This window comes from Microvirga sesbaniae, from assembly GCF_025460805.1.
Lineage (GTDB): Bacteria > Pseudomonadota > Alphaproteobacteria > Rhizobiales > Beijerinckiaceae > Microvirga > Microvirga sesbaniae.
On the sequence record NZ_JAMXFJ010000040.1, the window covers coordinates 1 to 18,400 of the forward strand.

The 18,400-nt window shown below is 56.9% G+C and carries 15 protein-coding genes; 6 read left to right on the forward strand and 9 right to left on the reverse strand.

Annotated features, from left to right (window positions below):
• Positions 1-124: 124 nt before the first annotated feature.
• From OCW50_RS28030 to OCW50_RS28060, 7 genes are read right to left on the reverse strand one after another with little or no spacing between them, the layout of a single operon-like run.
• Positions 125-913, reverse strand: a complete 789-nt coding sequence (locus tag OCW50_RS28030) for an ABC transporter permease (RefSeq protein ID WP_210805448.1) — start codon at positions 911-913, stop codon at positions 125-127.
• 3 nt (positions 914-916) lie between these two features.
• Complete coding sequence (gene nodI / locus OCW50_RS28035; protein ID WP_210805446.1) at positions 917-1,831, reverse strand: nodulation factor ABC transporter ATP-binding protein NodI; 915 nt, start codon at positions 1,829-1,831, stop codon at positions 917-919.
• 20 nt (positions 1,832-1,851) lie between these two features.
• A complete protein-coding gene (gene nodU, locus OCW50_RS28040; protein WP_210805444.1) occupies positions 1,852-3,543 on the reverse strand; it encodes a nodulation protein NodU in 1,692 nt (563 codons plus the stop codon).
• A gap of 30 nt (positions 3,544-3,573) precedes the next feature.
• Positions 3,574-4,182 carry a nodulation methyltransferase NodS gene (gene nodS, locus OCW50_RS28045; protein ID WP_162820782.1) on the reverse strand — a complete coding sequence of 203 codons (609 nt, stop codon included), beginning with the start codon at positions 4,180-4,182 and terminating at the stop codon, positions 3,574-3,576.
• A 34-nt stretch (positions 4,183-4,216) separates the two neighbouring features.
• Entirely contained in the window at positions 4,217-5,548 is a 1,332-nt protein-coding gene (gene nodC / locus OCW50_RS28050) for a chitooligosaccharide synthase NodC (protein WP_262271830.1), read from the reverse strand.
• Between the two features lie 13 nt (positions 5,549-5,561).
• A complete protein-coding gene (nodB, locus tag OCW50_RS28055) occupies positions 5,562-6,209 on the reverse strand; it encodes a chitooligosaccharide deacetylase NodB (protein WP_210805440.1) in 648 nt (215 codons plus the stop codon).
• Complete coding sequence (locus OCW50_RS28060) at positions 6,206-6,796, reverse strand: NodA family N-acyltransferase (RefSeq protein WP_114948358.1); 591 nt, start codon at positions 6,794-6,796, stop codon at positions 6,206-6,208. The genes nodB and OCW50_RS28060 overlap by 4 nt, the downstream gene beginning before the upstream one ends.
• Positions 6,797-7,687: 891 nt before the next feature.
• On the opposite strand from OCW50_RS28060, the gene OCW50_RS28065 reads away from it, so the two are divergent.
• Positions 7,688-8,113: an ATP-binding protein gene (locus OCW50_RS28065; protein ID WP_210805438.1), complete on the forward strand. Its 426-nt coding sequence runs from the start codon at positions 7,688-7,690 to the stop codon at positions 8,111-8,113.
• Positions 8,110-9,480, forward strand: coding sequence for a sigma-54-dependent transcriptional regulator (locus tag OCW50_RS28070; RefSeq protein WP_210805436.1), 1,371 nt, complete (start codon positions 8,110-8,112; stop codon positions 9,478-9,480). Before OCW50_RS28065 ends, OCW50_RS28070 begins: the two co-directional genes overlap by 4 nt.
• Before the next feature lie 625 nt (positions 9,481-10,105).
• On the opposite strand, the gene OCW50_RS28075 is transcribed toward OCW50_RS28070, so the two are convergent.
• Positions 10,106-10,663, reverse strand: a complete 558-nt coding sequence (locus OCW50_RS28075; protein WP_262271831.1) for a transposase — start codon at positions 10,661-10,663, stop codon at positions 10,106-10,108.
• 14 nt (positions 10,664-10,677) lie between these two features.
• Positions 10,678-11,220, reverse strand: coding sequence for a helix-turn-helix domain-containing protein (locus OCW50_RS28080; RefSeq protein WP_262299869.1), 543 nt, complete (start codon positions 11,218-11,220; stop codon positions 10,678-10,680).
• A 600-nt stretch (positions 11,221-11,820) separates the two neighbouring features.
• On the opposite strand from OCW50_RS28080, the gene OCW50_RS28090 reads away from it, so the two are divergent.
• The 4 genes from OCW50_RS28090 (at position 11,821) to OCW50_RS28105 (ending at position 17,368) form a co-directional block, all read left to right on the forward strand.
• Positions 11,821-12,801: a nodulation protein NodZ gene (locus tag OCW50_RS28090; protein WP_247654297.1), complete on the forward strand. Its 981-nt coding sequence runs from the start codon at positions 11,821-11,823 to the stop codon at positions 12,799-12,801.
• A gap of 279 nt (positions 12,802-13,080) precedes the next feature.
• Positions 13,081-14,067 (forward strand): GDP-L-fucose synthase, encoded by a 987-nt coding sequence (fcl, locus tag OCW50_RS28095; protein WP_210807014.1) that lies wholly within the window; start codon positions 13,081-13,083, stop codon positions 14,065-14,067.
• Positions 14,068-14,531: 464 nt separating this feature from the next.
• The gene (gene gmd, locus OCW50_RS28100) at positions 14,532-15,602 is read left to right on the forward strand and encodes a GDP-mannose 4,6-dehydratase (RefSeq protein WP_210807039.1); all 1,071 of its coding nucleotides are present in this window, start codon (positions 14,532-14,534) and stop codon (positions 15,600-15,602) included.
• Between the two features lie 344 nt (positions 15,603-15,946).
• Positions 15,947-17,368, forward strand: a complete 1,422-nt coding sequence (locus OCW50_RS28105) for a mannose-1-phosphate guanylyltransferase/mannose-6-phosphate isomerase (protein ID WP_262266346.1) — start codon at positions 15,947-15,949, stop codon at positions 17,366-17,368.
• Positions 17,369-18,400 lie beyond the last annotated feature (1,032 nt).

Sequence of the window (18,400 nt, forward strand, 5' to 3'; positions counted from 1 at the left end):
ACCGGCGGCTGGCCAAGGACTACGAACGCCTGGTCGAGACCGGCGAGATGCTGCTTTACCTCGCCATGAGCCGCATTCTGCTGCGCCGCCTCACGCGAAAGGAAAGATAATTGCTCATCAGCCTCTAAGACATTAGGCGTCGCCGAAGTAACGCAGTCGATATGAAGAAGGGCATTACGCCAAAAAGGACTAGGACCCCAAGATGGAACATCACGTCGGCGACTGGCCGACCGAACATTGCTGGACGAACCAGGTCGATTGAATGTGCTAACGGCAAGAAAGCCACCACCTGCTGAACATTAGCGGGCAACTGAGTTACCGGGAAGACAGCACCGGACAAGAACAGCATCGGTGTGAGGATCAGGGTCTGATAAAAGATGAAATACTCATAGTTGGGCGCGATTGCCGCAACGATCATTGCCAGACTCGCAAAGGCGATCCCCGTGAGAGCGATCACCGGCACGACATAGAGAATGGATGACCACACTGCATACCCCAGAATGGCTGCGACAGTTGCAATCGCAGTTCCGGCCAAAAGTGCCTTAGTCGCTGCCCAGACAAGTTCCCCGATCACTATGTCGCCGAGGGTCAATTGCGTGTACAAGATCGCCTGCCAGCTCCGTTGATCGCGCATGCGCGCGAAGGCCGCATAGATGGTTTCGAATGTAGACGCCGTCATTGCGCTTGTCGCGACCATACCAGTCGCTAGGAACGCAATGTATGACATTCCTTCGACTCGTCCGACCATCACGCTAAGACCGGTTCCGAGACCAAAAAGATAGATCATCGGATCCCCGAGACTACCGAGAATTGACACAAGCGCAGCTTTCTTCCACGCAATGTAATTGCGGCGCCACACTGCAGTCCAGTTCAACCAGTTCGCGGGCAGAACTGCCACATAACTTTCCCACATGTTTCAATCCTTCATCTCTCGCCCAGTCAGTCGTAAAAAAACATCCTCGAGGTTGGGGGGGCGCTGTAGAAGACGCAGATCCGAAAGCTCCCGTAGTTGTAGTCGCACCTGATCGGGAGTGGAGGAATAACAAAAGAGCGTTTCCCCACTTACCTCGATGCGTTGCGCGCATCCATTCATTAGCGCCTGCAATTCATAAGGATTGCCACCGCTGACCTCAATGACCTGGCAGCCAATCTGCTCGTCGATCAACGCTTGGGGCCGCCCTTCGGCAATCTTGCGTCCTTCTTCGAGAACGCATAGCCGGTCGCATAGCCGCTCTGCCTCCTCCATAAAGTGAGTAGTAAGTAGGATAGTCTTGCCGCGTCCCAACAGAGAGCGCAGCCGCTCCCAAATCAGGTGACGGGCGTGAGGGTCGAGACCGGTGGTGGGCTCGTCCAATATGAGTAGTTGGGGATCGTTGATGAGGGCGCGTGCCAGCATTAGGCGCCGTCGCATACCGCCTGAAAGCTCCGCGGCCCGGGCGTCCGCCTTACCCTCAAGTCTGGCAAACTCCAGGAGTGACGGGATGACGGCTTCGATCTGACGGGTGCTCATGTTGAAGTAGCGCCCAAAGACCAACAGGTTCTCTCGCACTGTGAATTCCTGATCGAGGTCGTCGAACTGTGGAACCACCCCAATGCCAGCGCGCGCCAAACGAGCCTGCGCAGGCACTGGGGCGCCAAGCACCGTGATCTTACCTACGTCGGGCGGCGTCATACCGAGGACCATACGCGTAATGGTGCTTTTGCCGGCGCCATTCGGCCCAAGCAGCCCGAAGCATTCTCCCGCTTTGACGAAGAACGAGAACCGATCAACAACAGTCCGGCCATTGTAGGCTTTCGTTACGTCAACCAAACTAATTGCTGTCGCGGTCATGTGCTTGCCGAAAAGCCTTCCTACGCCACCAAGGACACATCGGTTCCGCTTGTCTTTGTAAACAACAAGCCATCGCACCAAACGTAGCTTACTTGTCCCCACTCACATGCCGCTGCGGCGTCCGGGAAAAAACCACGCCCGTGATAGTTGGCGCTCGTGTTGCACAGAAGAGGAATCCCCGTAAGACTTTCATATTCAGCTAAGAGTTTCGAAACTTCGTGCTCCGCGTTTCTCGAAATGGTTTGAAGTCGCGCAGTTCCATCAAGGTGTACTACGGCTGGGATCCTCTCTCGCCATTCATGGCGTGTTGTATGATCAAAGAGCATGAACGGATCGGGGGTGCCTGGGGCGAAGATCTCCTGTGCGCGGTCCTCCAGGCAAATTGGCGCTACAGGTCGGAAATCCTCGCGATACTTCACGGCGTTGAGGTGCTCCTTCATTTGCGATGAAGTCGCCGCGGCAAGGATGCTTCTGCCCCCTAGCGCCCGTGGCCCGAGTTCAGCGCGGCCAGCAAGAAAAACAACCGGCTCGTTAGATGCCAGTATTCTGGCGAGTTCGGCCAAGCTGCATCGAGCCGTTTTCCAACCCGGAGGGATCTCGCTGTTCTTCAGTTTTGGGCCACTGTAAACTGACCAATCGAGCGGAGAGAGACCACCGTCAACGGCAAGTGCGCAGCAGGCGGCGCCAATAGCCGATCCGCTGTCGTTAGGGAATGGGGGAACCCAGACTGAGTCAAATAGGCCACTGGCTCGCAGTGCGCTATTCCATTTGATATTGAGGCCGCACCCGCCGGCCACGCACAAGTTTCGTGATCCAAATTGCGACTGCGTCTGTAGAGTGCTAGTCAACTCCTCAACAAGAAGGCGCTCAACGAAGACATGAAACGATGCAAGGACATCTTCGGAACTCTCGCACTGTAATCGAGACTCGCTTGCATCGAAATAGCCATTTACACGTGCAAGCAATTCGTCTGCGTTATGGGTGTTTTCTCGATAACTGACCGCAAGCGACGTTTCTCCAGCGAAATGTTCGTCGTAGAGTTCCCGAAACACGCTAACGATGTTCTCCCGAGCCGCGCCAAGCGCAATGTAGGCCATTAGCTTTCCGGCGACACCCAAGTCCCAGCCAGTTGAGTTTGCCCTCTTGTACGGCCCGAAGTGATGGCCCGCAACGGCATACGCATGGCCTATCATCGGGAAGAGGCACTTGATCAGTCGAGTTCCTTTTGGATCCACATAGTAGAGCCTAGGAAATATGCAGCCGTCCCAAACCAAACAAAGCGAAGGTTCCCCAGTTTTGGCAAACGGACTGGTGCAGTACGCGGAGACTACGTGTCCTATGACGTGCGGAAAGCTCTTGTAAGAAAGAATCGAGCCGCTGAGCGCCAGTCCTGAGCTCTCATGTGGCTTTAAGGGGTTCTCTGGACACCGTTCGACGTAGGGAGCTCCCCTGAGAGTAATAGGAGCACCTTCGCTGAACACTTGGAACTCTGACTCAACTTCTCCGTCCCACCCGTCGATGACGAACTGGTCAACGTCCCCTATGCTCAAACCATGATCGTTCAAGATTTGGACAATCCCGTCGAGGTGTTCAATGGGTTTATAACGAGGATTGTTGTTGCGCTTCTCTTCCTCAATGCAGAAGATGAGTTTCCCGTCCTCGACGAGGGCGACTGCTCCGTCGTGCGTCAGTTTGATTCCACAGATGCGCATAAGATCTCCATATCTGACAAGGTAGTCGGATCAGCGAGAAACCGGGTGGCGATAACGGGTAAGCAAGCAGTCTTCGTTATTGGATCGGCCAACGCATCGTAAACGATCGACTTGGACGAGTTCCTGATCAAGGATCGTCATGACGGTCTCGGCGCCAGCCACGTGTCCCCATCGTCGGCAGTTTGCATCCCCCGCCGACCCGAATATTAAATGACCCGATGGCGCGAGCATCTTTGCCAGGTTGCGGACGGCTGCTCGCATGTCAGAGACGCTGTTGAGATAGTAGAGCACCTCAGCTACAACAATCAGGTCAAATACTTCTCGCGTCGAGAACCGGAGGATGTCGCAGGTTATCCAGGAGATATTCGGCGGGTCCTTCAGGCGATGCCGGGTTCGGTCGAGCGCGTGGGGCACCACATCAACTACGGTGAGTTTCTGACAATGCGGCGCAAGCATTTCAGTGAACGCACCAGCTGCACAGCCAACTTCAAGCCCATTCTCGATTGTTTCCTGCGCCACCGCCAGCCGCAGCATTTGCCTATGTCGCTCCCGCTCGAATGGATTGCTATCAAGCCGCCATGGGTCGTCTGCGGCTAGTTCATCATGCAGCAACTGATAAGGCTTCTCGTCGTCCAACATCCCGTGCCTCCTACCGCCCACCCTTCGACTGATGTTAGGTTTGCCCGCCCTCAGCCTCCCCGTCAGTCCCAACATCCAAAGCTGGCCAAAGCTTCGGGCGTTCCCAAGGATCCTGACCCGTTGGTAGGGTTTGAGGTGACGGTGCTTCAGCACCCCGGGCCGCGCTTTGAGAGACTGACGCGCGAGAGAGCCAAGCACTGTTGCTTAGCGTACACAGCGCATAAGCTTTCAGGGGGAGGATGAGGAAAAGGTTAATTGGCGTGTGAGCGGCAAAACCTAAGAACCGAAACTGGCGAGCACGAAGCGCAGCCACACTGCACCGGATAATCGTCATGAACGTTAGAAGGGCAATCGTCAGCCACGGCACCCTGGCTGCCATTGCGACCTGTGCGATGCCCATCAATATTGATACGGCAAGAAGCAGCGGCCCTAGGTTCTGCCCGATCACGTCCAACGTGAGATAGCGGTCGAGGCTTCGCAGCAGGCGCAGTGCTTGGAACGTGTCGCGGAAGGTACTGCGCGCCCAGCGTAGCTGTTGTCGCAGATAGGGCGCGAGCCGCTCTGGCACGACTGTAGCGGCAATGGCGTCGGCGGCATACTCGGTCTGAAAACCAGCTTTAAGCATTAGGATTGTGAGATGGCGGTCCTCGCCGAAATCGCTTGGCTTGCCTCTAAACAGCTGCGTCTCATACTGGTCGAGCAGCAAAAGCAGTGCAGATCGGCGGTACATAGCGCACGGACCACAACAGCACATCACCGCACCAAAGCGCGCCTGCGCCGCGCGCTCCTCGTTGCACGCAAGCCAGTATTCCATGTCGATCAATCGGGTCAGCCATGTGTGGCTGCGATTTCTGGCCACGAGTTGTCCCATTACGGCGCCCACGGACGGATCCCGCATTTTCTGAACGAGCTTTGTGATCACGTCGGGCGCAAGTGTGGTGTCTGAGTCGACATTCAGCAGCAAGTCACCGGATGAGCGGCGAATCGCGGCGATCTGCGCCTTTCGCTTTCCGGCATTGCTTGGGAGAATAATTAAATTGAATCGTGGATCCCTGGCATTTGCGATGTATACCCGCGCGAGATCCTCGTGGTTTGCAGAACCATCATCCACCACGTAAAACTGCAGTTGTCCGGTATAATCTTGATTTGCGATAGACGAGAGGCATGCTGCGAGGACACCCGGATCTTCATTGAAGCAGGGTACAATCACATCGACGCTAGGTAGTCCATCTAAAGCGACGTTCGTGGGTGGGACAACGAGAGATCTCGCAGGGGGCGCATACAATGCCTGCATCCCTTTATAGACGCCCGCAAGAAGCGCATACGATGAAATGGTCACTGTGCCGGCTGTGCCAAGTAGGTCCATGCGATACCGTCCGTTAGTTGTGCTGGGAGAGCAATCGGAGAGCAAAGCCACGGTCATGCAGTCCGGTAATGATATGAGAAAGTGCCATCAGCGTTTGGTCGCGGAGGCTCGAAAGCTTCTGTTGCGCGAGCTCGTTGGGGGGGCACCCATCGTGCAACAGCACGATGTCGCCGGGCTGAGCTGAAGCCAGCACCGCATCAGCGATTACGTTAACACCAGGACGGGACCAGTCTCTCGGATCTACGGACCAATGTACGGCTTTTAGTCCCGCGCGCGCCGAGATGCTTAGTACGTCCTCAGTCCAGAGCCCATATGGAGCTCGCATATATTTGGGTCCGGCCTGGGGACAGGCAGCCTTGATCGCTCTGCTTGTTTCTATGATTTGATGTTCAACTTCCTCCGGTCCACATGTCGTTAGATCCGGATGCGTCATCGTATGGTTACCAACCTCGTGCCCTTCGGCAAACATACGCCGGATAAGTTCTGGATGGTCCGCAGCATAGGCGCCGATGACGAAGAAGGTCGCGGGTACGCGTCGTTCCGCTAGAACATCGAGGATCTCAGGCGTGCATATTGGGTTCGGCCCATCGTCAAACGTCAGATAGACGCTACGGTCGCGACCGTGGCCCAACACGTTGCAAATGCAATCCTGTTGTCTCATAGCTCTGGGCCATTACGATCGATCAGAGTGCCGGAGGGCCATTCGTCCATCGAGCACGCTATCGGAAAAACGACGACGAGCGGGTCTTCAAGTCGCGTGGTCTCCAGATCGGGATAGACCTCTGCTTGAGTAGAGCGAACGAGGACCCCGGGGAGGACGGTCGCGATGCCGCCGCGGCACAGTCTTTCCACGTGTCTGTGCAGCGCGTATCGAACCGTGCCGAATCCAAAGGGCACTCCGAGCCGCTTCAACTCCGGATACATGGTAAACATCGAATGAGAAAGCCCAAGGCCTTCGAGGTCGGCACGGACGCCCCACAACCCCAGCTCCCCCACTAGGAGATCAACGGCCCCGACTTTGATGAATCGTCGCAACAGGCCCATGTGTGCTGCAATGCCACGCGAGTCGTAGCCAATCACCCGCATTTCGGGCCGCGCTCCGGCCCAGCTGCGCCCACCTTCGAAGGGCTGCGCGTTGAACGCGCCCGTCGGGCCGTAAGTATCACGAAAGAATGCAGAAAGTGCTGAGTGATCTTCGACTTGCAGTTCACTTTCCCAGCAAAGTTTCCATCGCACGTCAGGGGGCATTGTATCTCTCTACGTCGCCTAGTGTTGTGGGAGCCCGATGCATAAAGCTTGCAGCATCAGAAAAGCCATTTGTTAAATTCATGCAGCAATCACCGCACGCCGTGAAATCGATTGTTTGGATGAAACGCATCCATCCCTTGGATCGAGGGTACCTGCGAGCGCGTTTGACGGGGGATGGATGCCCGCGGTGTTGTCACATTTACTCCGTGGTCGAAACCAGGCGGGTAGATGGGCTGGCATGAGCAGGTTCGTCAGCTAGAAACGCCATCACTTCCCACGCGAGATAGACATCGGCTGGGTACGGCTCTCCTTCGGGCCCCAATAAGCCGCCGGCGCGTCGAAGAGTTGCTACACAAGCGTGCATCGCCGTCTGCTATGAGACCTTCTGCCGGTGGGCGCTAACGTTTGTTCCTCCTTAAGTCCCACTGCTCTGCCGTTGGTACCCACCTTCAGCGCCTCAGCAGCATGGCGCGGCGGAGGTTGGGCGTGGGAGTTTCGACACGAGGCAGGCAAATCATCGTAACCGCGCCAGCGCCCCCGGTTTCAGCTAACGTGGTGTCGTGGCTGGCGCCCACCACCAGCGTCAAACGTGCCAAGTTAGGCATGTTGAAGAACAGGACAGGAGCCACTCATGATGTTGGAGATCGCCACGAGGGGTTCTGGTACTAGAAAGAATGTCTCGCAGTTGCGCGGGGCCGACAGGAGCGGGAAGATCGTCTGACGCAAATCGCTGCGTCGTAGCCAGGCTCCGAGGTTCTTTGGAACCATATCCCGTTGCCGGATCGGATTGGAGGCTTGCGCGACCGCTCACCAATGGGTGCGCACGCTGATAGCCTCCGGTCACGATGTTCGCCCCATCCTTCCTGCTTACGTCAAACCCTATCAGAAGAGGTGATCGATGACACGCTGTCACTCGTGTCTCACCGAATTCGCGGTTCCCGGGTGTTCGTTGAACGAAAGCCGGCCGCCTCGTCTCCGATGGTGATGACAAGTCGCCTCCAGTTGGCGCAGAGCCTCGTCAATCTTCTTCAGAATGCACTCAGCGCCTTGGAGGCACAGCCGGAGCCTCTGGTCGAAATCGCGCTCGCCGAGATGGGAGAAGTAGTCGCTATGTCCGATCGGGATGTCGGTCCCAGCCTCGCCCTCAACATCTGCCGGAACCTAGGCATACCGTTTGCTATCGACAAAGAAAACGGCCTCGGTGTTCGCCTGGTCATTTCGAAAGGGATCACACGGGGACTCGGTGGCTCATTGCGTCGCGATGCAAACCATGAGAAAGGGGCTTCGTTCACGGTCGAGCTGAGGCGTGCGGGATGAGTGCTGAAAAAAGACCGGTCATATTTGTGGATGATAACGAGGACCTGCTACGGGCAACCAGGCAGATGCTGGAGCTTGCCAACTTCGTACCGATCCTTTTCCGCTCAGCCGAGTCAGCGCTCGCCACAATAGATAAGAACTTCGAAGGGCCTATAGTGAGCGACATTCGCATGCCTGGAATCGACGGGCTCCAGCTCTTCGAACGGGTGAAGAGGATCGATCCGAGTATTCCGGTCGTCCTCATCACCGGACATGGCGACGTTGGATTGGCTGTCGCCGCGATCAAGGATGGCGCATACGATTTCATTGCGAAGCCATATGCGGCGGAGCGACTATTAGAGACACTGCACCGTGCTTCGGAGAAGCGGCACTTGGTTCTGGAAACCAGACGGCTACAGGACGCGGTCGTCCTATCCGCTGGTGATATGCCGCTCATCGGGAATGGGCCGGCCATGAAGCGGCTGCGCGAGACGCTCAGCCAAATTGCCGATACTAATGTAGACGTCCTCGTGGAAGGAGAAACAGGGACCGGCAAAGAGGTAGTCGCCGAGTTGCTGCACCAATGGAGCAAGCGGCGTACGAAGCCCTTTGTCGCACTAAATTGCGGCGCGCTACCAGAAAGTGTCTTCGAAAGCGAGCTTTTTGGACACGAGGCAGGCGCTTTCACAGGAGCGCGGAAGCGCCGGATTGGCAGAATGGAGCATTCAGACGGTGGGACGCTTTTCCTCGATGAAATTGAGTCTATGCCGCCCGCGCTTCAAGTGAAGTTGCTCAGAGTACTCGAAACCCGGCAGATTGCGCCGCTCGGCACCAATGAAACCCGAAGGATCAACCTTCGTGTTGTCGCTGCGACGAAGATCGATCTCGGCAATCCATTGATCCGCAAAGATTTCAGGGAGGACCTCTACTACCGCTTGAACGTCGTGACGTTACACATTCCACCACTTCGCGAACGTCCGGAAGATGTTCTGGCACTTTTCGGCCATTTCCTCGAGCGCGCGTCCAAACGTTTCGGTCGTCCAGTGCCGGAGATGACCGCGACCGTGCGTGACCATCTCATGGGCCACAATTGGCCGGGCAATGTTCGCGAACTCGTTCATTTCGCTGACCGCGTCGTCCTAGGGCTCGAGCCGACACAGAAAACCTCGGTTGTATCAGGTCAAAGAAGTGGGACTGCACCAACCCTAAGTCTTGCTGAAAGGGTGCGCCGCTACGAGGCAACCGTAATTCGTGAAGCCTTACAGGAACATCGCGGCGATATGCAACAAGTAATGGAAAGACTTCGAATTCCGCGTAAAACTTTCTACGATAAATTGAAACGTCACGGAATAGACTCGGCCTCTTATCGTGAGAATCGGGAGTATTAAAAACTTCCCCGAACCCGCACTGTGCGGAAACACTGACATAATGAGTTGGCGCCAGCGCGTCGGATTAGTTAAGCCGCTTGCACCGATCCCTACGCTATGTTCCCTCCGCCTTTAACTATTGTCCTTGAAACATGCCTGCTCGTCCGACGCGCCAGCGGCAATATGGCATTTCCGGCCAGGTACTTTGTTCTCGTTTCGGGGCTGCAGCTCGCTGCGGTTGTAACATAGTTCCGTTTGCATGATCACCGACAAGTAGTTTCGACGATGCTGGATCCGCTAGTGGAGCAGTACCATCCGAAAGGTGAGACACGGCTGCAGGACCTGCGGCGGACCATTGGGGCCATTCCCTGGTAGCCTGGGAGGAGTGCCAAGTGGCGGGCCGCCCAGCTGAACTGGGCTCAGGGTAGCGGGCAGCTCAGACGGCCACACATTGGGCGCAGCTGGGGGTCTGGGAGCGTGTGCCCATCAGATGGAGGAGCGCGGCATCCAGCTCGGAATGACGTTCCTCGACGGCACCAGCGTGCCCGCATCAGAAGATCGCCAGCGCGCCGAAAACCGGGCTCAAGCTTGATGAGACCGTCGTAAAGCACTTGGCCGCCTGATCCTAAGTGGTGCATCCGGTAAGTCATGCCGCCCTCGGCAGGAGGGCGATTCCGGGTGAGCGGCGGGGCCGATGGCGGCGGCGCTGACCCCAGACAAAGGGATGGCGGTGCGCGTTCCAGTAGATCGTAGAGTAGTGGATCGCATCGCTGATTTCGTCCCATGTCTCGAACCGCCGGCCTGCCAATGCAAGCGAGCGCAGGATCTTCCACCACGGCTCGATCAGGTTGAGGTAGGCTGCATACTTGGGTTGGAACACCATCTCCCAGCGTGGATGGGCCAGCAGGAACAGCAGCACGTCGGTCGTGCGGTGGGAGCCGAGGTTGTCCATGATCGCGTACACCCGCTCGGTCGTGCTCGGGATCCAGGTCTCAACGTGCTCCAGGAAGTCGACCCAGTGGGCACCGCCGCGACCAGGATAGGGATGCGTGAAGGCTTCACCGGTTGCCGGACAAAACGCCCCGAAGACATAGCCCTTGGCGCGCCGGCCGTAGTCGATCTCCTGTCGGGCTCGCTCGGCCGGTCGCGTGTTTGTCTGCACCAGCGCACGACCCGCGTAGCTCTTGGCGCTCACCGGTCCCATCTCGTCCAGGCAGATCACACAACTGCCCGCAGGTGGCTTGGTATAGAGCGTTTCGATCGCCCCCTTTTTTCGGCGAAGGCCGGATCGACCCGCTCGCCGAACCAGGTCTCGTGCTTGTGCCAGCGCAAGCCCTCGTGAAGCAGGATCTCGTCGATCCGACTGCGCTGCATCGCAATTCCTTTGTGCTCATGCAGGTAAGCGGCCAACCGATCCAAGGTCCAGGCGGCAAACGGCAGCCCGAGGGTCTCTGGCTTCGTGAGCGCCGTGGCGTTGACGGTGGCCATCTGCTCGGGTGTGTAGGTGGGTCGGCGGCCTGAGCGGTATCGGTCCTTGAGCGCGTCCAGTCCTTCCGCATTGAAGCGGCGGATGGGCTTGCGCACGGTCTCACTATCAAGGCCCACGCGAGCTGCAATCGCCGAGGCGCTCTCGCCATGACTGGCACGCCAGATGATCTGAGCGCGTTGCACACTCTGGGCCGAAGCGGTGTGTGAGTGGGCCAGGCGCTTGACGGTCGCGAACTCGTCAGCGGTTAAGTCCCGTAAGCAGACTGGTGCCATGGATCGCCTCCGCTATGGGATCAGCGGGAGACGCCATTATACCCCTCTACCTGCCGGATGCACCACTAAGTGTCGAAGGGCTCGTTGGAGGCGCGGCACCAAGGCTCGCATGGTCGCCGAGTTCTCGGATACGCCATTGCCTTCCGGATCCTGCCCGGTCAGGCGAAAGAGTTGCCACAGGCAGCCGCTTTGCCAGACAGAGCCTACCATCTGTCCCAACGTAGGTCGTCGAAGACCGCGGCTGCACCAGCCATGCCCATCGTGCCTATGTCTGGAGCAGGGGGGCGTCCGGCGATTCCACCGCAGCACCGTGAGGCGCCGCTCGCCTGTCCAGACGGAATCCAAAGGGCGGGTCTCGAAGCGTCAGCACGGACCTCCTCCGCGTCCGTCTGTATTGGCTTCATGGATGAGTGCTATCCAAACAATGAATTTTACCAATGCCACTGCCATGTCTAGAAAAGGTTGAATTGTAGTGGAGGCGAGTGCTGCAGGATCCGACGCCACCAACTCGACCGGCGCTGTGGTTAATCGATGACCCATCGGGTGCCCACGCTCAGTCCAACTCGCCTCCTTGAACTCCGAAAACCGGGCGACCGCAAAATGCCTGTTTCGCATCGCATTAAGAACCGGTTCGTCGTCTCTCGGAGACGCACCGGATTTGGTGACTGCATATGGTCGCTCGCGGCCGCATGGCAGTACGCTCAGCGCACGGGGCGAACGCTCGTTGTTGACTGGCGCGGGTCGTGCTATCTTGATCGACCCTTTGCGAACGCATTTCCGGTGTTCTTCGAGCCGATCAAAGACATCGCTGGCGTACCGGTTATTTGCGACGATCAGGTCAACCAGTTCTCATTCCCGGGGCCGTTCTTCCCGGACTGGTGGAATAAGTCATCCATCGATTGTCTTTACCGCCCCGATGCGCAGATTTTCCAAGAACGCGATGAACTCGGCGATCTTTTTCAGACCCAAGACGATGTTGCCGCCAACACAGTTATCTGTGACGCCTGTTTGATGTGGCGTTGCGACGAGGAAGCCGAGCGGCAGGTTTTTCGGAGCATCAAACCTCGATCCGAAATCCAGAGTCGCATCACGGCCGTCCATCAGGAAAGCTTTGTAGGGTATAGCGTCATTGGCGTTCATGTTCGTCATGGCAACGGCGAAGACATTATGGGCCATGCACCCTATTGGGCCGACCCGGAGCTGGCAGTGCGCCAAGTGTGCGAAGCCATTAACAAGGCCACAGCATTACTTCACCCAAAACCCATCCGGATATTCTTGTCTACGGACAGCGCGCAGGTAGTGACTCACTTGTCTAGCGTCTTTCCCGACCTCATCACCGTCCCCAAGAATTTTCGACCTCATCAGGCTGGCCCGCTACACAGCCCGGAGCTTGGCGTTGACGGCGGCATTTCCGCTCTCGTTGAGATGTATCTTCTCGGGCACTGTGACACTGTCATTCGCTTTCCGCCGACAAGCGCTTTTACACGCTATGCACGCCTTTCTGTCCCGCGAGTGATTGAGTTCGACGTGCAAGATCCGAGCCGTTTGATCCTGATCGAGGGAGAGACGAGATGCCTCTAGCACTCACAAGGCGCTCTGCCTCCCCCATACTCCACATGCCGCAAGCATCGAGAAGTTCTCAGTTAGTGTATGCGGGCTCAGGGATGCTGGACAAGTGGCTGCCCCACCCTCAGGTATTCAGGCGCAACGAGCTCGGCAGCCCTTCTATGGGAAGCACCCGGCGCCACGCATCTGCCCTGCCCGAAGCGGGATTGTCGTTTCTAGCGCACGCGGCCGGAACGACTTGGTGCTTTCAGGATGCCATCAAACGTTTCAAAAGTGACAATTAGGAAACTCGGTATGACGTCAGACCCAAGCACGGCAGTAAGCCTGGAGGCTCCGTACCCGCTAGTCGGAAAGCGAGTATGGGTCGCAGGACATACAGGTATGGTCGGAAGCGCTGTAACCCGAGCGCTCACCACCGAGGGCTGCGAGATCGTCGTGGCCGACAGGCGGAAGCTGGATCTGACGCGGCAAGAGGAGGTCCGGCATTTCCTGTCACAATCAAAGCCACATGCGGTTATTATGGCGGCGGCGAAGGTGGGCGGCATCCTAGCGAACGACACTGCGCCTGCCGACTTCATCTATCAGAACCTGATGATTGAGGCCAACGTGATCGAAGCCTCATTTAGATATGGCGTTGAGAAGCTCCTCTTCCTCGGATCGAGTTGCATCTACCCGAAGTTCGCTTCGCAGCCCATTAAAGAAGAGGCGCTACTGAGTGGTCCACTTGAGCCAACCAACCAATGGTATGCAACTGCAAAAATTGCAGGCATTAAGCTGTGTCAGGCCTTCCGCATGCAGTATGGCGTTGACTTTATCTCAGCCATGCCGACGAACCTCTATGGTCCTCGTGATAACTATGACCTTATGGCCAGCCATGTCGTGCCCGCGCTGATACGCAAAGCACACGACGCAAAGACTAGAAACCTCGATCGCATGACTATATGGGGCAGTGGAACGCCTCGCCGGGAATTCCTGTACAGTGAAGACTGTGCCGATGCAGTGGTCTTCCTACTTAAGCATTACTCCGAAGCCGAGCACATAAATATCGGATTCGGCAGCGACATGACCATTATTGAACTCGCCCGTCTCATCTGCAACGTTGTTGGCTTCAAAGGTGACATAGGTCTCGATAGATCCAAACCAGATGGGACGCCACGAAAGCTCTTGTCCAGCGAGAAATTATTATCCATGGGGTGGCGCCCAAAAACATCCTTCGAGGTTGGTCTGGCTAGATCCTACGAGTGGTTTATCAGCAATGTGCTCGATAAAGAGGGCCACTAATCGGGTCGGAGTCAGCTCTTTCCGAGACTGCCACGGCGCGCCCTTCGAACTCGCGACGACATGCCATGACCCGTAAGGATGAACGGTTACCGGGTGGGCTCCTCGAGTCCACTACTGAAATAGAAACTGCTGCGAAGTGTCGTTCCGCGAGAGCACTCCGATGTTGGGCGCTATGACCCAGCGGTTGGCATTCACACCTTGTCGGCCGTGTCAAATCGACTTCGGGAAACCACCACCACGCCTGAGAAGCACATACAGGTGGCCTCACATGGGATTGCGCCTCGACGCCCTTTGTGTCGCCGGTGCCAGATCGAGCAAGCCTTTGCAGTTGAGCGTAGGCTCTCAAAGGAGCAGAGTCCAGGACCGCGCGCGTGACCATGAACGCAAATCCGTTCTCCGGAATTGTCCAAGACCACCGCACCAAGCCCCCTGAAGGCCGAATTTATCAAACAGAGGCAAACGTTATGGCGCACAAGACCGCTCTCATCACTGGAGCTACAGGGCAGGATGGCGCTTACCTATCGGAATTGTTGCTCACGAAGGACTATATTGTCCACGGGACCAAGCGGCGTTCGTCGTCCTTCAACACAGAGAGGATCGACCACCTCTATGAGGATCCGCACCTGCGGGGAGGGCGGTTCTTCCTCCACTACGGGGACATGACAGACTCTACGAACCTTATCCGAATTATTCAGGACGTTCAGCCGGACGAGATTTACAACCTGGCAGCGCAGAGTCATGTTCAAGTCTCGTTCGAGACGCCCGAGTACACCGCCAATGCGGATGGGGTCGGTGCTCTGCGGGTGCTCGAGGCAATCCGAATTCTTAAACTTCAGGACAAGACACGCTTCTATCAAGCTTCAACGTCGGAGCTCTACGGCAAGGTTCAAGCAGTGCCGCAATCGGAGACTACGCCCTTCTATCCGCGTTCACCCTATGGCGCAGCAAAGCTTTACAGTTACTGGATTACCGTAAACTACCGTGAAGCCTACGGCATGCATGCGTCGAACGGGATCCTCTTCAACCATGAAAGTCCGATTCGGGGTGAGACTTTCGTCACGCGCAAAATTACACGGGCGGTAGCCGCAATCAAATACGGATCCCAGAAGACGCTTTATCTTGGAAATCTTGATGCGAAGCGCGATTGGGGTCACGCCCGTGACTATGTCGAGGGTATGTGGCAGATCGTGCAGTATCCGGAACCAGGTGACTACGTGCTTGCTACCGGTGAAACGCACTCGGTACGCGAGTTCGTCGAGAAGGCGTTTGCCTGCGTTGGAACGACTATTGAGTGGCGGGGCACCGGAGTAGCCGAAAAAGGTATCGATTGCGGATCAGGTGAAGTCTTGGTTGCGATCGACCCGCGCTACTTTAGGCCGACGGAGGTCGATCTTCTGATCGGCGACCCATCGAAGGCAAAGCACGTTCTTGGATGGCAGCACCGTACCCGGTTCGAGGACCTTGTACAGGAGATGGTCGACCAGGATCTTCAGAGGGTTTTCAGAGAGCACAACCGAAAGAGCCGGCATGATTAAGCTTGCCTTTGGCGAGGCAACCGGCGTACCAGAGTATATGCATCCGGCATTGCCGGAAGACCACCGGTAATTTGGACGTTTTGCACCTGTGCCGGGGCACGAACAAACCCGCCTCGCACCGGACTTGCCGCCTCGCGCCCGCAAAAGAAGCCGCGAAAGCCAGTCAGGCTTTGTCGTGCCAGTTGCCGGTCCCAACGCCGGTCGAGCGCACCGGCCTTTGATAGCTGCTATCGCTGTGGGTAAATGATTGCAGGATGACAGCTCGAAAGCATCCAAGCAAAGATAGAGAACGCCGCCGGCATTTGGGGAACATTGCCTAAGGGGGTTTAAGAGGAAGAAGCTGAGTGACTACGTCCAATCCTTACATCATTCCCGTTATAATGTGTGGTGGGTCCGGTACACGCTTATGGCCAGCGTCGCGCGAAAGCATGCCCAAGCAGTTCATCAAGGTTTTGGGCGATCTGTCGACATTCCAGACCACCGTCCGACGCGTAACCGCTTCAAAAGTGTTTCTGCGCCCGATTGTCCTGGCGAGCAATGATGTACGATTCATCGTAGCCGAGCAGTTGGTAGAGATCGGTTGCGACGCTGACATAGTGCTCGAGCCCATCAGGCGGGAGTCAGCCGCTGCAGTCGCCATCGCAGCCTGCCACGCGGCGGAGCGACATACCGAAGCCGTTGTTATGACTTTGCCAGCAGATCACGTGATCGGTAATGACCCTGCCTTTTTTGAGGCAAGCCACGCCGCCGCAACGGTCGCCCGAAACGGCGAGATTATGGCTCTTGGCGTTCGTCCGAGGCACCCCGCGACTGGCTATGGCTATATTAAACCGGGGGACTATATCTCAGGCACCGATGCACTTCGTGTCCAGAGTTTCGCCGAGAAGCCAGATGCGACGACTGCGGCACAGTACATCGCAGACGGCTACCTCTGGAACGCCGGCTATCTCACATTTCGACCGGATGTAATGCTGGCGGAGCTTGAGATGCTTGCGCCTGCCGTCCTAGATGCCGCGCGCAAGGCGCTCGCGCTCGCGTCAACTGATCTCGATTTTGTGCGGCTCGACGCGTCAGCACTTAGGCAGGCTCCCCGGATATCGATCGATTGCGCTGTCATGGAACGTACTGCGAAAGCCGGTGTTCTTCCCGTGGAGTTTCCCTGGTCGGATGTGGGGACTTGGGGCACGATGTGGGAGGCCGCTCAAAAGGATAGTAGCGGGAACGTGCTGCGCGGCGACGTCGAATTAATCAGTGCGAGGAACAACTTTGTGTTTAGCGAAGATGTTCTAACCACCGTTATTGGCGTCGACAACGTTGTGGTTATCACGCAGCAGGATGCAGTGCTGGTCACCTCACGGGAGCAATCTGATCGGGTCAAGGACTTGGTTGCTTTGCTGCGGGCCAAGAAGCGGCCAGAGGCGGACGAGCATATTCGCGTGTATCGCCCGTGGGGATGGTATCAGCGGATCGATATAGGAGCGCGGTTCCAGGTCAAACGAATATCCGTGAAACCGGGCGGGAGACTGTCACTACAGAAGCATTATCACCGAGCCGAGCATTGGATTGTCGTAAAAGGCACCGCTGAGGTGACTGTCGGTGAGAGCGTAATCGTCCTGCACGAGAACGAGTCGGTTCAGGTTCCAATCGGGTCAGTGCACCGGCTCGTCAACCCAGGCAAAATTGGGCTTGAGATTATTGAGGTACAAGTTGGCAGCTACACAGGCGAGGATGACATCGTGCGGATTGACGACATGTATGGCCGCTAGAAACTAAAGCGACGCCGCGCTGCTCAATCAAGCGGACACCGACACCGCAATCTGATCAGCCTGTCCAGAAAAAGATGCTGCATGCGAGCTTCCCACTGCCTGTAGAGTTGCGCGCCAATCCTGGCGCTGAGTTCAGTATTCGTCAAACCCGAGAGTGCTCTCCAGATGATAGTGTTCCTTCACGGAAGATCGTGCCGATCCGAGAGGCACCCAACGATGTGGAGGATCCCGGTCAGGTAATTGAGCGTCTTTTTCGCAGAGTTGAGGTCTCGCCCATGTCTTTCACCAGCGTGTCGAACAGATTGGTTTCACGAGCCATCACCGCTAGGTGCAACGAGCCATTCGGGACCGCGCGGCTGAGCATCGTCACCGGGAAGATGCTCTAGTTCTCAGTTCCATAGACGCTCAGTAGGCTTACCAGCCGCTCTGCGGTTCTCCAGAAGCTGGACAGTCGAGCCTTTGAGGCTCAGGCTGGGTCCGCTCAACCATGTGCCCGGGCCAAACATCGAGGCAAATCCCAACTGGTTCGACGTCCTGTGTCGGCGCGCTTTGGCCGACATGACCGCTGGAGCCAACAGGCTTTCCTCCACGATCGGGACCTTCGCGCTCGCAGACCAGTGTCGGCGGTGCCGTGTGTCAATGATTTCAAGCCGGGTGATTTGATGACGGTTAGCAAGGCCATTCATACTGACTGTCAGCGCTTGAGAGAGCATTGACGCGTGGTTGCTCTCAGCCGATGCCTACGAACAGCCGGGATGCAGTATTCGAGCTCCTCGATCTCGGGGCTCACGTCACCTTTTGCAGTGTACCCGTCCCCTGATGCCTGCTTTGACCTTCACCTTAATCTCGTCGGCAATGATGGGCTTGGCATCCCCAGCAAAAGGAAAGGCTCAGAAAGCGCGTCAATGAGCGACGGTCCTGGATAACCAGTTCGGCTCGGACATCGGAGCGAATGCCTGCGCCACCAAGATCTTGGACGGCAAAACCGGCGGGGAGGGAGGTGCGCAGGCCTATAATCGCCGGGTCCGCACT